Source organism: Streptomyces sp. NPDC044719, assembly GCF_056433405.1.
Window position 1 is genome coordinate 396,455 of record NZ_JBWKHE010000009.1, and the last position, 13,347, is coordinate 409,801.

A 13,347-nucleotide genomic window follows, 5' to 3' on the forward strand; every position below is an offset into this window, starting at 1 on the left:
TCGGCATGCCCAGAACCGGCGCTCGCGTATGCCGCGCGCCAGAAAGAGACCGGTAAGCAGCCATGAGAACCGTACGGCGGTCGGCCGTGCTCGACCGCCCGACCTCAGAACTCGCCGCGTTGCCCCGCCGGGCGCCCCTGCCCGCGCACCACCCGGACCCCGTCCTCGACGTGGTGGTCCCGGTGTACAACGAGGAGAACGATCTGGAGCCGTGCGTCCGGCGTCTGCACGCGCACCTCGGCGAGACGTTCCCCTACTCGTTCCGGATCACCATCGCCGACAACGCCAGCACGGACCGGACCCCGCGGATCGCCGCACGCCTGGCCGCCGAGCTGCCCGGCACGGACTGGATCCGGCTGGCCGAGAAGGGACGGGGCCGCGCGCTGCACGCCGCCTGGTCGCGGTCCCGTGCCCCGGTGCTGGCGTATCTGGACGTGGATCTGTCCACCGACCTCGCGGCGCTGCTGCCGCTGGTCGCGCCGCTGATCTCGGGGCACTCGGACATCGCCATCGGCACCCGCCTGGCGCGTGGTTCGCGCGTGGTGCGCGGGCCGAAGCGGGAGCTCATCTCGCGTTGCTACAACGGGCTTCTGCGCTCCACGCTCGCCGTCGGGTTCTCCGACGCGCAGTGCGGGTTCAAAGCGGTGCGGCGGGACGTCGCCGAACGACTGTTGCCACTGGTGGAGGACCGCGGGTGGTTCTTCGACACCGAGCTGCTGGTCATCGCCGAGCGCGCGGGGCTGCGGATCCACGAGGTGCCGGTGGACTGGGTGGACGACCCCGACAGCCGGGTGCGCATCGTCTCCACGGCGCTCGCCGATCTGCGGGGCATGGCGAGGCTGGGCCGCGCCCTGGCCTGCGGACGGCTGCCGCTGAGCGCGCTGCACCGCGGCGACGGCGACCTCGCCGGGGAACTGCCGACGGGCCTGGCACGGCAGGCGGTGCGCTTCGCCGCCGTCGGTGTCGCCAGCACCCTGTGCTACCTGCTGCTCTACCTCGGGCTCAGACCCGCGACGGGGGCGCAGGCCGCCAACGCCCTCGCCCTGCTCGCCAGCGCGGTCGCCAACACCGCGGCCAACCGCCGGCTCACCTTCGGGGTGCGGGGGCGCGGCGGCGCACTGCGCCACCAGCTCAAGGGCCTGGCGGCGTTCCTGGTGGGGCTGGCTCTGACCAGCGGTTCCCTGGCCGCCCTGCACCAGGCCGCGCCCGGGGCCGGCCGTGAGGTCGAGCTCGCGACGCTCGTCGCCGCCAACCTGGCCGCGACGCTGCTGCGCTTCCTCCTCTTCCGGGCCTGGGTGTTCCCCGCCCGTGACAACGACCGCCGTACGACAGGATCCTGATGAGCACCACCGAGCTGAGCCGACCGCTGTCGGGCCACGAGGTTCCTGAAGTCCCCCGAAGAGCCCGGGAGTTCCGCCATCGGCTGCGCTGGGCCGCCGTGCGCTACGGTCCCGTGCTGCTGACGTACGGCGTGCTGAAGCTGGCCGGCTTCGCCGTCTTCATGTATCTGCTGGATTCCACGGGCGACTTCCGGAAGAAGAACCCCCGCTTCGGCGGCGGCGAGAACCCCTGGGACGTCCTGGCCAGCTGGGACGGCTGGTGGTACCAGCAGATAGCCGAGCACGGATACGACCCCGCCCTGGAACCGGTCCCGGGCGCGACCGGCCTGATCACCCTCGAGGGCAACTCGGCGGCGTTCTTCCCGCTGTACCCGGCGCTGATGCGCCTGGTCTCGGAGTGCACCGGGCTCGGGCTGTTCGGCGCCGGCATGACGGTGTCCGTGATCGCCTCGTTCGTCGCGGCGCTCGGCATCTACGCCGTGACGCGGCGGCTGGGCGGCCACCGGGCGGGTCTGGTCGCGGCCGGGCTGTGGGCGGTCTGGCCCGGCTCGGGCACGGAGTGGTCGGGCTATTCGGAATCCCTCTACACGGCCCTCGCCGCCTGGGCCTGCCATGCCGTCATGTCCCGCCGCTGGCTGACCGCCGGTCTGCTGACCTGTGCGGCAGGGCTCTGCCGGCCCACCGCCGCCGCGCTGATCGCCGCCCTCGCCGTCGCCGCGCTGCTGTCCCTGCGCCGGCGCCGGGACGGTGTCCTGCGTCCGCTGGCAGCCGTGGCGATCGCACCACTGGGACTGTTCGGCTATCTCGCCTGGGTCAACTACCGCATGGGCGACATCAACGGCTACTCCAAGCTCCAGGACGGCGCGTGGGCCCACAAGTTCGACGGGGGAGCCCACACGTTCAAGGTGCTGACGTCCCTTCCCGTCGGGCACTTCGACTATCTTTTCGCCAGGGCCTTCGAGGACGTCATCGGCGTCTGCGTCGTGCTGGCGGTGCCGGTGCTGACGGTGCTGCTGCTGCGTCTGCGCCCGCCTGCCGTACTCGTCGTCTACACGGTGCTGTCGTACCTCATGGTGATGACGACCCAGCAGATCTTCGGCAACGTCTCGCGCTATCTGCTGCCCCTCTTCCCGCTGTTGATCCCTCTCGCTCTCGCGATGAGCCGGCTCGGATGGCCGTCCCTGGCCACGGCCCTCGGCACGGCCGCGCTGGCCTCCGGGTCGTACGCCGGGTACGTGCTCTTCGAACTCGGAGTGCCGTAGCCGCTGTCGACGCGCGAGATGGCCCCGAAACATTCCCTTCGAAACATTCCCTTCACGCAGGAAGTATTTAGGGGTAACGCCCGCTGCCTACCGTGCCTGCCTTGTCGTCCCCAACCCGCAGCGAGGAGGCGTGGCATGAGTACCGAGCCACGACTGGCAGAAGTCACCGATCCGGAACCGGCGCGGCAGGCGGCGCCCGGTTCCGACCAGGCCGTCAAGGAGACCCTGGAGGACTACACCCTCCGCTTCGCGCCGCGCAGTTACCGGCGCTGGACTCCGATGGTGGTGGCGACGACCGCGCTCGGCGGCATCGCCTACATGGCCGACTTCTCCATCGGCGCCGGCATCGGCCTGGCGCACGGCACCGGCAACGCGCTCCTCGCGATCGGCGTCGCCGCCGTCGTCATCTTCGTGACCGGCTTCCCCCTCGCCTACTACGGGGCCCGCTACAACATCGACCTGGACCTGATCACCCGCGGCTCCGGCTTCGGCTACTTCGGCTCGGTGCTCACCAGCGTCATCTTCGCCAGCTTCACCTTCATCTTCTTCGCCCTCGAAGGCTCGATCATGGCCCAGGGCCTGAAGCTGGGCCTCGGACTGCCGTTGTGGCTGGGCTATCTGGTCTCCACCCTCATGGTGATCCCGCTGGTGATCTACGGCATGACGGCGCTGAGCAAGCTCCAGGTGTGGACCACCCCGATCTGGCTGCTGCTGATGGTCGGTCCGCTGGTCTACCTGGTCGCCACCGACCCGGGGACCGTCGACCGCTTCCTCGCCTACGCGGGCACCGACGGGGACGGCGGCGTCAACACCGCGTCCGTGCTGCTGGGCGCGGGCGTGTGCCTGTCGCTGATCGCGCAGATCGGCGAGCAGATCGACTATCTGCGTTTCATGCCGCCCAAGACCGAGGCGAACAAGCGCAGTTGGTGGACGGCCGTGGTGATGGCCGGACCGGGCTGGGTGGTGCTCGGCGCGCTGAAGCAGGCCATCGGTGTGTTTCTCGCGGTCTACATCATCGCCGAGGTCGGTCCCACCGCGGCCCCCGAGCCGATCCAGCAGTTCAAGCACGCCTTCGACGCGATGATGCCGTCCTGGATCGTCGTCCCGCTGGCCGTGATCCTGGTGGTGATCAGCCAGATCAAGATCAACGTGACGAACGCGTACTCCGGCTCCCTCGCCTGGACCAACTCCTTCACCCGGGTCACAAGGCGCTACCCGGGCCGGATGGTCTTCGTCCTGGTCAACCTGGGCTTCGCGCTCGCGCTGATGGAGGCCGACATGTTCAGCTTCCTCAACAGCATCCTGAGCTTCTACTCGAACTGCGCGATCGCCTGGGTGGTCACCGTGGCCACCGACATCGGCATCAACAAGTACGTGCTGAAACTGTCCCCGCACGCCCCCGAGTTCCGCCGCGGCATGCTCTACGCCGTCAACCCGGTCGGTGTCGTGGCCTTCGTCGCCGCGTCCGGGCTGTCCATCGCCATGTACTTCCACGCGCTGGGCGACGCGCTCCAGCCGTACTCCCCCGTCGCCGCGGCCGTCATCGCCTTCGTCCTCACGCCGCTGATGGCCGTGGTCACCAAAGGGAAGTACTACCTGCGCCGTACGGACGACGGCATCTGCGAGCCGCTCTTCGACGAGGACGGCAACCCCAGCGCCGTCGCCTACGAGTGCCATGTGTGCCGGCAACGGTTCGAGCGGCCGGACGTGGCCGCCTGTCAGACGCACGACGCCGTGGTCTGCTCGCTCTGCCTGAGCACCGACAAGGTCGGCGACCACGTGCTGCCGGCGGCGCCCGCCGCGAAGTGAAGCCGGATTCCCCTCTCCGGCGAGGCCTTTCGCCGAGCCGGGCGGCATACTGATCTTGCGCTGCGCAGTGATCAGGCCAAGGGTCGGAGAGGGGATGACGGACATGACCACCGAAGGACCGGGCAGACGGGGAAAGCCCGACGAGCCGGACGGCGTTCCCTCGATCCCAAACGAGGTCTGGCTGAAGTTCCTCTCGGACAGCGAGCACTCCATACGCGCCTCCGCCCCGAGGGAGCCCTCCGCGAAGGAGCGCGCGGCGGGACGGCGCCTCCAACCCCCGCACTCCGTCGGTGACCTGTGGCAGCCGGAGGACCTGTGGGTCCGTGTGGCCTGGCGGGATCTGGACCGCCGTGCCAAGGCCCGGCGCGTGGGACGGGTCGTCGCCACCGCCGCCGCGGTGGCCGTGGCCCTCGGGGCCTGGTCCCAGCTCTCCACCGGCGCGGGCACGGGGCATCAGCCGGGAAGCAGCACCGTACGGCAGGTGGAGGGGGCGACCGCGAGGCTGCCCTCGGCCACTCCCTTCCCTTCCGGATCGCCCGTCCCGGAGTCCTCCAGGTAGCACACGCAGGACGGGTGCCCTTCCGTCCTGCCGCCTAGGATGAGCGCACAGGCCGGATCCGGTCCCTCGTCCGGGCGCGGCCCCCGCAGGCGAGTCACCGGAACGCGCACGCCGACCGAAGGGGGACAGGGATGAGCGCGCCACGCCTCAGTAGTACGCCGTTGCCGGGCATCGGGGTCCGCTACGACCTGACGACACGGGACAGCCGCCGTCTCTCGGTGGTCGCCCACCGCGACGGCCACCGGACGATCAGCGCCTACCGCAGGGACGACCCGGACGCCTGCGACCTCTCGGTGCGCCTGACGACGGAGGAGGCGGCCACGCTCATCGACGCGCTGATGCCCGCGCACCACACGCCGAACCTGCTGTCCACCACCGACCTGGGGCTCGTCGCCGAGCGGATCGAACTGCCCGGCTCCTCGCACTGGAACGGCCGGCTGCTGGGCGAGTCCCGGATCCGCACCGACACCGGCGCCTCCATCGTGGCGGTGCTGCGCCGGGCCGAGGCCATCCCCTCCCCCGCGCCGGACTTCCGGCTCGCCGGCGGGGACACCCTCATCGTCATCGGGACCCGCGAGGGCGTGGAGGCGGCCGCCGAGATACTCGGGCGGGAGTGACCCGCCATGCACTCCTCCGCGGTCTTCCTGATCGAGTTCGGCTGCCTCATCCTCGGGCTCGGGCTGCTCGGCCGGCTCGCCGGGCGTCTGCGCTTCTCGCCGATCCCCCTCTATCTGCTGGCCGGGCTCGCGTTCGGCAAGGGCGGGCTGCTGCCGCTGGGCGCGAGCGAGGACTTCGTCGCCATCGGCGCCGAGATCGGCGTCATCCTGCTGCTGCTCATGCTGGGCCTGGAGTACACGGCCGCCGACCTGGTCTCCAACCTCAGAACCCACTATCAAGCCGGGGTCGTCGACGCCGTCCTCAACGCCCTGCCCGGGGCGGCACTGGCCCTGCTGCTCGGCTGGGGCCCGGTCGCCGCCGTGGTACTGGCCGGCGTCACCTGGGTGTCCTCCTCCGGCGTCATCGCCAAGGTGCTCGGTGATATGGGGCGGCTCGGGAACCGGGAGACACCGGCCATCCTGAGCATCCTGGTCCTCGAGGACCTCTCCATGGCCGTCTACCTGCCCATCGTCACCGCTCTACTGGCCGGGGTGGGCCTGGCCGCGGGCGCCGTCACGCTGGCCATCGCCCTGGGCGTGGCCACGGTCGTCCTCGTCCTGGCGGTGCGCTACGGTCGCCATGTCTCCCGCTTCGTCTCCAGCGACGACCCCGAGAAGCTACTGCTGGTGGTGCTCGGCGTCACCCTCGTGGTCGCCGGACTCGCCCAGCAGCTCCAGGTGTCCGCGGCCGTGGGCGCCTTCCTGGTCGGCATCGCGCTGTCGGGCGAGGTCGCCGAGGGCGCGACGAGTCTGCTCGCGCCGTTGCGGGACCTGTTCGCCGCGGTGTTCTTCGTCTTCTTCGGCCTGCACACCGACCCCGCCAGCATCCCGCCCGTCCTGCTGCCCGCCCTCGCCCTGGCGGCCGTCACCACCGCGACCAAGATCGCCACCGGCTACTGGGCCGCGCGCCGGGCCGGGATCGGGCCCAAGGGCCGCTGGCGGGCCGGCGGCACGCTCGTGGCCCGCGGCGAGTTCTCCATCGTCATCGCGGGACTCGCCGTCACGTCCGGCATCGAGCCCTCCCTGGGCCCCCTGGCCACGGCGTACGTCCTCATCCTGGTTCTCCTCGGCCCGCTGACCGCCCGCTGGACCGAGCCGGTGGCCACGCTGCTGACCGGACGGGTGCGCCGGAGGAGGGCCGCGGCACCCGGGGAGACGGCGCCTGTAGCCCCCGGCGCTCACGAGAGCCTCGAGGGCCAGGACCCTGTCGGCCGCACCTGACGCACGGCCCACGCCGGGCGCGTCGGCGGAGCCGCGGTGAGAGTCCGCGGCACCGCCGTGGTCCAGCCCGTCCGGGAGCACACCACCGTCCGGCTCCCCCCGGCATGGGCCCGTCAGTCCCCACCGGCAGCACACCGCGTACGACTCCGGCACACCGTCAGCCTTACGGCCTCGTCCGCACCGGCTCCCGGTGAGCCCCGGCAAGCCACCGCCCGGTCAGCCCGTCTTCCACCCCCGCCGCGTGTCGATCCGCTCCCATTCCGCGTCCCACTGCGCCATGCGCCGCCGGTCCAGGGACAGCCGGATCAGCCAGGAAACTCCCAGCACCGCCCCGCCCGCCAGGGCTCCGGCCAGTGCACCGCCCATGGTCGTGTGGAGCCAGGCCTCGCCTTCGGACACCGGTGGGGTCGTGATGTCACCGCTGTTGTTCACCCACACGGGGACCGTGCTCCCGGCGGGAGCCCGGGGCGGCACCCGTGCCTCGTCCCTGTGCGTCGAACCGTCCGGCGCGGTCCACCGCACCTCGCCCCATACCCGGTGGTCGCTCGCCGCGCGGGCCGGTGACGGACCCGGCGCGTCCTTCACGACGACCGCCGAGACCTGACGGCTCGCGGCCCGTTGCCGTTCGACGGCCTGCTCGACCGCACCCGCCGCCATCAGCCCGCCGGCCAGCCCGCCCAGCAGGGCGAACACCCAGCCGGCGAGCACCACCCAGGCTTCGACGACGTCGACGCGCCGCTTGAGCGCGTTGCGTCGCCACCGCCACCACCGCATGGTCGTACGCTCTGACGCTTCCATCGGCCGACACCCCCTCGTGAGCACCGGCAGCACCCTTCCAGTGTGCGCCTGATCGGTGCCCCTGTCGGCGTGGCGCTCAGCCGGGGGACGCCTCGATCCGTACGCGACGGCTGTCGCCGCCGGAGAGGAAGGACGCCATCGCCCGTCCCTCCTCGCCGACGGCGGTGCGCTCGGCCCGGGTGAAGCGGGCCAGCGGGGTGATCAGGACGGTGTCCGCCTCGACGCGCCAGCTCGCGGCGACGCGGCCGTCGACCAGGACGACACGGGCACCGGCGACCGACAGGCCGCGGTGGGCGTCGTCGATGATCCGGCCGCGGTTGTGATAGCCGAGGATCGCGTTGTCGAAGGCAGGCAGGAAACGCACCGGGGCGGGGGTGCCGGGGTCGGGGCGCGGAGCGTCGGGGAGGTCCAGCAGTTCCCGGCCGCGCTCGTCGCGGAAGGAGACCAGTTCCTCGCGCACGGCGGAGACGGCGGCGGGCAGTCCGGCCAGGCCGCACCAGGCGCGCAGGTCGGCCGAGGCGGCGGGGCCGAACGCGGCGAGATAGCGCCGTACCAGTGTCTGCCCCACGGGGTCGGAGCCGTCGGGGTCCGGTGGGTCGATCTCGCGCCCCAGCCAGGAGGAGACCAGCTCGTAGCGCGCTGCCCCGGTGGTGCGCCACAGCCCGCGCGGCGGCAGCTGAACCGTCGGGAGCAGGCCGGCGATCAGCATTTCGCCCAGGGGCCGGGGCCCGGCCGCCGGCCAGCGGTCGACGAAGGCACGCGCGAGTTGGCCCATCGTGCGGGGTTCACCGTCGTCCATGACCTTCCGACCGGCCGCCGCGAGTTCCCCGAGATCCACCCCTTCCAGCTCGCGGCGGTAGGTGCCGAGCACCCGCTGACGCAGCATGGCGTCGTGGCGCGCCCGCCAGGCCACCAGGTCGTCGGCGGTGACGAGGTGGACGGTGCGGCGCATGAGGTGGGTGCGCGCCACGCGCCGCCCGGTCAGCAGATCCGACAGCACCGTCGGCTCGAAGGCCCGCAACCGGGACCAGAGCCCGATGAACGGCTCCTGCGGCTCCTGTGCCTGAAGACCGCACAGATGCGCGACGGCATCGAGCACCGGCATGTCGGCGCGGTCGAGGAGCAACTGCCGCGCGAGGGTGGCACGGTTGAGCGCCCGGGCGTCGAGAACGGTCAAAGGAGCACCTCGGCCTTCGAGTCGTGTGCCGGCCCGTGGTTCGAGTGGTCCGGGCGGCTTGCCCGGTCACCGTCGCACGGGATGCGGTCAGGTCTTGACCGCATCCGGCGTCGTGCCGAGGTGTCGCGCCCTCAGGACCCGGACTGCAGCAGGGCCAGCTCCGCTTCCAGGTCGGCCATGGCCTCGCCGCCGGCCATGAGGTCGGTGATCTCCTCCCGGGTGCGTTCCCCCTTGCGGAAGTCGTCGGCCTTCTGGCCCCGGATGAGGACGGCGAAGTGGTCGCCGACCATCATGGCGTGGCGGACGTTGTGGGTGACGAGGATGACCGCGACGCCCTTGGCGCGGGCCTGCATGATGATGCGCAGGACGTGCGCGGCTTCCTTGACGCCGAGCGCCGCGGTGGGCTCGTCGAGGATGAGGACGTTGGCGCCGAAGTAGACGGCGCGCGCGATGGCCAGGGCCTGGCGTTCACCGCCGGACAGGCTGCCCACGAGGCGGGCGCCGTCGGTGACCCGGGTGATGCCCAGGGACTGCATCTCGCGGACGGCGATCTCGCCCGCCAGCTTCTTGTCGAACAGCTTGAACGGGCCCCACCCCTTGGTGGGTTCGGCCCCGACGAAGAAGGAGCGGCCGACGCCCATGAGCGGGAAGGTGCCGCCGAACTGGTGGACGGTGGCGATGCCGTGCGCGGAGGCGTCCCGGGGGCTGTCGAAGGCGACCTGCTCGCCGTTGACCTCGATGGTGCCGGTGGCCGGCTTGTGGAACCCGGAGAGGATCTTGATGAGGGTCGACTTGCCGGCGCCGTTGTCGCCGAGCAGGCACAGCACCTTTCCGGCGTCCACCTCAAGGGAGATGTCCCGCAGTGCGTGGGTGCCGAGGAAGGACTTGCTGACGTCGGTCAGACGCAGAAGGGGCGCGGTCATGGTCAGGCCTTCTTCGGGGAGCGGGGGGTGGACAGGGCGAGCCGGCGGAAGGTGTTGTTCATCAGCACCGCGACGAGGATGAGAATGCCGAGGATCAGCGCGGCCCAGTCGGAGTTCCAGCCGGTGTAGTAGATGCCCTGGTTGACGATGGCGAAGGTGAGCGTGCCCATCACGACGCCGACCACCGAGCCGTAACCGCCGGTGAGCAGCACGCCGCCGATGACCACGGCGATGATGGAGTTGAAGACGAACGCCTGGCCGTTGGCGACCTGGGCGCCGTTGTAGAGGATCGTCTGGATCACGCCGACGAGGGCGGCGCCGAACCCGCTGGCCATGTACAGGGCGATCTTCACCCTGGCGACCGGGATTCCGGTGGCACGGGCGCTCTCCTTGTCGCCGCCGATGGCGAAGATCCAGTTGCCGTACGGCATCATCTGCAGCAGCACCGTGACCCCGACGGCCACGGCGATCCACCAGAAGATCGCGACCTCGAACTGGCCGCCGATCAGCTGGCCGAAGAGCGCCTTCGAGGTGGGGTCCGGGTGGATGGCGACGCTCGTGGTGCCGATCGTGACGCGCGAGAGGCCGAGGGTGAGGCCGGACAGGGCGAACAGGGTCGCCAGCGTGACGACGAGGGACGGGACATTGGTCCGGGTGACGATGATGCCGTTGAGCAGGCCGGTCAGCAGACCCAGCGCGAGGGCCAGCAGGATGCCGACGATCATCGGGGCGCCCCAGTAGCCGGAGACGATGGCCAGCGTCATCGAGCTGCCCGCCAGCACCGAGCCGACGGAGACGTCGAGTTCGCCGGCGATCATCAGCAGTCCGACGGGGATGGCGATGATGCCGAGTTCGGCCGCGATGTTCAGCCAGCTGGCCGCGCCGGCCGCGGCCAGGAATCTCTCACCGCCGAAGATCGCGAAGAAGACGAAGACGCTCAGCGTTCCGATCAGCGCCCCGGCCTCGGGGCGGTGCCGCAGTTGGGTCAGCCGGCTCTCGGACGGTCGCGGCGGGGCGGCGGCGCTCTGCGCGTCGGCTGTCGTATCGGTCAGGGACGTTGTCATCGGACTGCTACCACCTTTGTGCATCTGGGATGTGCTGCGCGGGGACGCGAGGCCGGGCGTGCCGCGCCCGGGTCAGGGCCGGGCACCCCCGAGGCGGGTCAGCGGACGCCGGCCTTGGTGCCGTCGATCGCCGCGTCGACGTTGCCGGAGGTGACCAGGAGCGGCCCGGTCAGCAGCGGGTTCTGGGGCGGCATCACGCCGTAGGACAGGTACTGATTCGCCACCGACACCCCGTAGAAGCCCTGGAGGTACGGCTGCTGGTCGATGGCGAACAGCTGCTTGCCACTCTTGATGCGCTCCAGCTGACTGTCCGACAGGTCGAAGGTGCCCAGCTGGACCTTGTCCCCCGCTTTCGCCTGCTCGATCGCTGCGGCGGCGCTGTCCGCGTCCTGCACGCCGATCGTCACCAGGGCGTCGATGCTGTCGTCCTTCAGCAGCGCGCCCTTGATCGCCTGCGTCACGGCGGAAGGGTTGCCGAAGTTCGAGGAGGGCAAGGGCAGTTGCCCGGACTCGGCGCCCCCGGCCTTGGCACCGTCGGCGATGCCGTCGCAGCGGGCTTCGGAGTTGGCCGCGCCGGGCACCGTGTTCACGCACAGGATGTTCTTGGCGCCCTCGTCGGCGAACCTGTCGCCACCGGCCTTGCCCGCCTCGTAGTCGTCCGACCCGATGTACTTCAGGGCGCCGGTCCTCTTGGCCGCGTCGACGCCGCCCGCGTTGTAGATGAAGACCGGGATGCCCTTCTTCACGGCCTGCTTGATCGCGTCGTCCTGGTTCTCGGGGACCCAGTCCGGCACGACGATGGCGGACGGGTTCTGCGACAGGGCGGTCTGCGTGAGCTTGGCGGCGTCGGGGCCGAGGTTGTCGTAGGTCTTCGGGCCCAGAAAGGTCACCGAGCCGCCCTTCGCCTTGACCAGCTTGCCCGCGTCCTCGCCGCCGCGCTTGATCGCGGACCAGAAGGGGTCGTCGGGCTTTCCGCCGATGACGTAGATGGAGTTCTTCCCGTTGCTCTTGCCGGTGTTCTTCGCCCCGCCCGTCGAATCGGTTCCGCCCGACGCCTCCGTCTGCCCGTCGGTGGTGCCCGTGGCCTTGCCGCTGGCGCAGCCGGTCAGCGCGCTCGCCGCCAGGGCCAGCAGGCTCACCGCGGTCAGGGCTCTGCGGGAGAGACGGCGGCCCAACGGGCGCTCAGGCATGCTGCGTTCCATGTGCGGGGTCTCCTTCGTGCGGTACCAGGCGGCGGCCTGGGCGAGGCGAGAGGTGAGGCCGGAGAACCGGGGGCGGGCAGGCGAAGAAGGGAGGCGTGCCTGCCCCGGCCGGGAAACGGTGACGAAAAGCCCTGCGATCTTTTAAACCGCTTTAAGTGGGTGCCGCAGAGCATGCTTCTGTTTCAAAGAGGTGTCAAGGGTCCGGCCTCGAATTGCGAGCTTTGTTGTCTACGCCCGCGGCACGCGACGGTCAGCGCGGCTCTGTCGTGGTCCCGCGCGTGACCAGGGACGGAGCGAGGACGATCTCGCGAGGCTCGGTACGCCCCTGGTCCAGGCGTTCGACGGCGGCCGTGACGGCCTGCCGGGCCTGCTCCTCGGCGTTCTGGCTGACCGTGGTCAGGTCGAAGGCGTCCAGCCGGGACAGGGTGTCGTCGTCGTAGCCCGCGACGGAGACCGTGCCCGGGACGTCGATGCCGGCACGCCGGAAGGCGGTGAGGAGACCGATGGCGCTCTGGTCGTTGTACGCCACGACGGCGGTCGGCAGTTCGCCGCCGCCGACCAGCTGGCGGCCGGCCTTCTCGCCGGCCTTCTCCGTGCTGTCCCCCTGGAGGACCCTGATGTGCTCGTCGAGCCCGTGCCGGCGCATGGCGCTGCGGTAGCCGCGGCGCCGGTCGGTGGCGATGACGCCCTTGCCGCCGTCCACGTACACGATGGAGCGGTGGCCGAGCCCCACCAGGTGGTCGACGATCTGGCCCACGCCGTCGTCGTCCGCACTGCGTACGACATCGAGGTCGGCGTCGGCGATCCGGCGGCCGACGGAGATGACGGGCGCCTTGCGGTCGAGGTCGGTGAGGGCGGACGCGGGGGCCACGGGCCCGAGGAGGATCAGCGCCTCGCAGCGGAAGGCGAGGAGCGTCTCGACGGCGGCGTGCTCGTCACGGGTCCGGGTCAGCGTGCTCAGGACGAGGTCGTAGCCGATCTCCTCGGCGGCCGTGTGCAGGTGCTCGACCAGCTCGGCGTGGAAGGGGCTGTGGATGTCGACCATGACCCCGAGCAGCCTGCTGCGCCTGCTGGCGAGCGCGCTGGCGGTGCGATCGGGGCGGTAGCCCAGGTCGGCGGCGGCCTTCAGGACACGCTGCCGGGTGCGCTCGCTGGGCCCGGGCACATTGCGCAGCACCAGCGACACGGAGGCGGTGGACAGACCGACCCGCGCGGCGACGTCCTCCAGCCGGGGGCGCGGAGCCGCGCCGTTGCCGCCCGCGGGAGCCGCGGAGTCGAGCTCGCCCACATGACCTCCCATCGACTGGCGGCCACACTCTTGACATACGACTGTGAC

At 71.2% G+C, this 13,347-nt stretch carries 12 protein-coding genes; 6 read left to right on the forward strand and 6 right to left on the reverse strand.

Features of this window, described 5'->3' with window-relative positions; translation table 11 throughout:
• Positions 1–62 precede the first annotated feature (62 nt).
• The 6 genes from AC07DF_RS33755 (at position 63) to AC07DF_RS33780 (ending at position 6,847) form a co-directional block, all read left to right on the forward strand.
• Positions 63–1,340: a bifunctional glycosyltransferase family 2/GtrA family protein gene (locus AC07DF_RS33755; RefSeq protein ID WP_478979991.1), complete on the forward strand. Its 1,278-nt coding sequence runs from the start codon at positions 63–65 to the stop codon at positions 1,338–1,340.
• A complete protein-coding gene (locus tag AC07DF_RS33760; RefSeq protein ID WP_478979993.1) occupies positions 1,340–2,602 on the forward strand; it encodes a glycosyltransferase family 39 protein in 1,263 nt (420 codons plus the stop codon). The genes AC07DF_RS33755 and AC07DF_RS33760 overlap by 1 nt, the downstream gene beginning before the upstream one ends.
• Before the next feature lie 135 nt (positions 2,603–2,737).
• Positions 2,738–4,411, forward strand: coding sequence for a purine-cytosine permease family protein (locus AC07DF_RS33765; RefSeq protein ID WP_478979995.1), 1,674 nt, complete (start codon positions 2,738–2,740; stop codon positions 4,409–4,411).
• Between the two features lie 103 nt (positions 4,412–4,514).
• A complete protein-coding gene (locus AC07DF_RS33770) occupies positions 4,515–4,970 on the forward strand; it encodes a hypothetical protein (RefSeq protein WP_478979997.1) in 456 nt (151 codons plus the stop codon).
• 131 nt (positions 4,971–5,101) lie between these two features.
• Complete coding sequence (locus tag AC07DF_RS33775; RefSeq protein WP_478979999.1) at positions 5,102–5,587, forward strand: cation:proton antiporter regulatory subunit; 486 nt, start codon at positions 5,102–5,104, stop codon at positions 5,585–5,587.
• A gap of 6 nt (positions 5,588–5,593) precedes the next feature.
• Positions 5,594–6,847 (forward strand): cation:proton antiporter, encoded by a 1,254-nt coding sequence (locus AC07DF_RS33780; protein ID WP_478980001.1) that lies wholly within the window; start codon positions 5,594–5,596, stop codon positions 6,845–6,847.
• Positions 6,848–7,063: 216 nt separating this feature from the next.
• Here the strand turns inward: AC07DF_RS33780 and AC07DF_RS33785 are convergent, their stop codons facing one another.
• The 6 genes from AC07DF_RS33785 to AC07DF_RS33810 form a co-directional block, all read right to left on the reverse strand.
• Positions 7,064–7,645, reverse strand: a complete 582-nt coding sequence (locus AC07DF_RS33785; RefSeq protein WP_478980003.1) for an Rv1733c family protein — start codon at positions 7,643–7,645, stop codon at positions 7,064–7,066.
• Positions 7,646–7,721: 76 nt separating this feature from the next.
• Positions 7,722–8,822, reverse strand: coding sequence for a winged helix DNA-binding domain-containing protein (locus tag AC07DF_RS33790; protein ID WP_478980005.1), 1,101 nt, complete (start codon positions 8,820–8,822; stop codon positions 7,722–7,724).
• 131 nt (positions 8,823–8,953) lie between these two features.
• Positions 8,954–9,745 carry an ATP-binding cassette domain-containing protein gene (locus AC07DF_RS33795; protein WP_478980007.1) on the reverse strand — a complete coding sequence of 264 codons (792 nt, stop codon included), beginning with the start codon at positions 9,743–9,745 and terminating at the stop codon, positions 8,954–8,956.
• A 2-nt stretch (positions 9,746–9,747) separates the two neighbouring features.
• Positions 9,748–10,809, reverse strand: a complete 1,062-nt coding sequence (locus tag AC07DF_RS33800; protein ID WP_478980009.1) for an ABC transporter permease — start codon at positions 10,807–10,809, stop codon at positions 9,748–9,750.
• Between the two features lie 98 nt (positions 10,810–10,907).
• Entirely contained in the window at positions 10,908–12,011 is a 1,104-nt protein-coding gene (locus AC07DF_RS33805) for a sugar ABC transporter substrate-binding protein (RefSeq protein WP_478980011.1), read from the reverse strand.
• Between the two features lie 250 nt (positions 12,012–12,261).
• A complete protein-coding gene (locus tag AC07DF_RS33810) occupies positions 12,262–13,299 on the reverse strand; it encodes a LacI family DNA-binding transcriptional regulator (protein ID WP_478980013.1) in 1,038 nt (345 codons plus the stop codon).
• Positions 13,300–13,347: the final 48 nt, after the last annotated feature.

Coding starts and splice junctions, on each gene's coding strand:
- AC07DF_RS33780 (WP_478980001.1), top strand. CDS start 5,594: ATGCACTCCTCCGCGGTCTTCCTGATCGAGTTCGGCTGCCTCATCCTC.
- AC07DF_RS33785 (WP_478980003.1), bottom strand. CDS start 7,645: ATGGAAGCGTCAGAGCGTACGACCATGCGGTGGTGGCGGTGGCGACGC.
- AC07DF_RS33800 (WP_478980009.1), bottom strand. CDS start 10,809: ATGACAACGTCCCTGACCGATACGACAGCCGACGCGCAGAGCGCCGCC.
- AC07DF_RS33770 (WP_478979997.1), top strand. CDS start 4,515: ATGACCACCGAAGGACCGGGCAGACGGGGAAAGCCCGACGAGCCGGAC.
- AC07DF_RS33760 (WP_478979993.1), top strand. CDS start 1,340: ATGAGCACCACCGAGCTGAGCCGACCGCTGTCGGGCCACGAGGTTCCT.
- AC07DF_RS33765 (WP_478979995.1), top strand. CDS start 2,738: ATGAGTACCGAGCCACGACTGGCAGAAGTCACCGATCCGGAACCGGCG.
- AC07DF_RS33795 (WP_478980007.1), bottom strand. CDS start 9,745: ATGACCGCGCCCCTTCTGCGTCTGACCGACGTCAGCAAGTCCTTCCTC.
- AC07DF_RS33805 (WP_478980011.1), bottom strand. CDS start 12,011: ATGGAACGCAGCATGCCTGAGCGCCCGTTGGGCCGCCGTCTCTCCCGC.
- AC07DF_RS33755 (WP_478979991.1), top strand. CDS start 63: ATGAGAACCGTACGGCGGTCGGCCGTGCTCGACCGCCCGACCTCAGAA.
- AC07DF_RS33775 (WP_478979999.1), top strand. CDS start 5,102: ATGAGCGCGCCACGCCTCAGTAGTACGCCGTTGCCGGGCATCGGGGTC.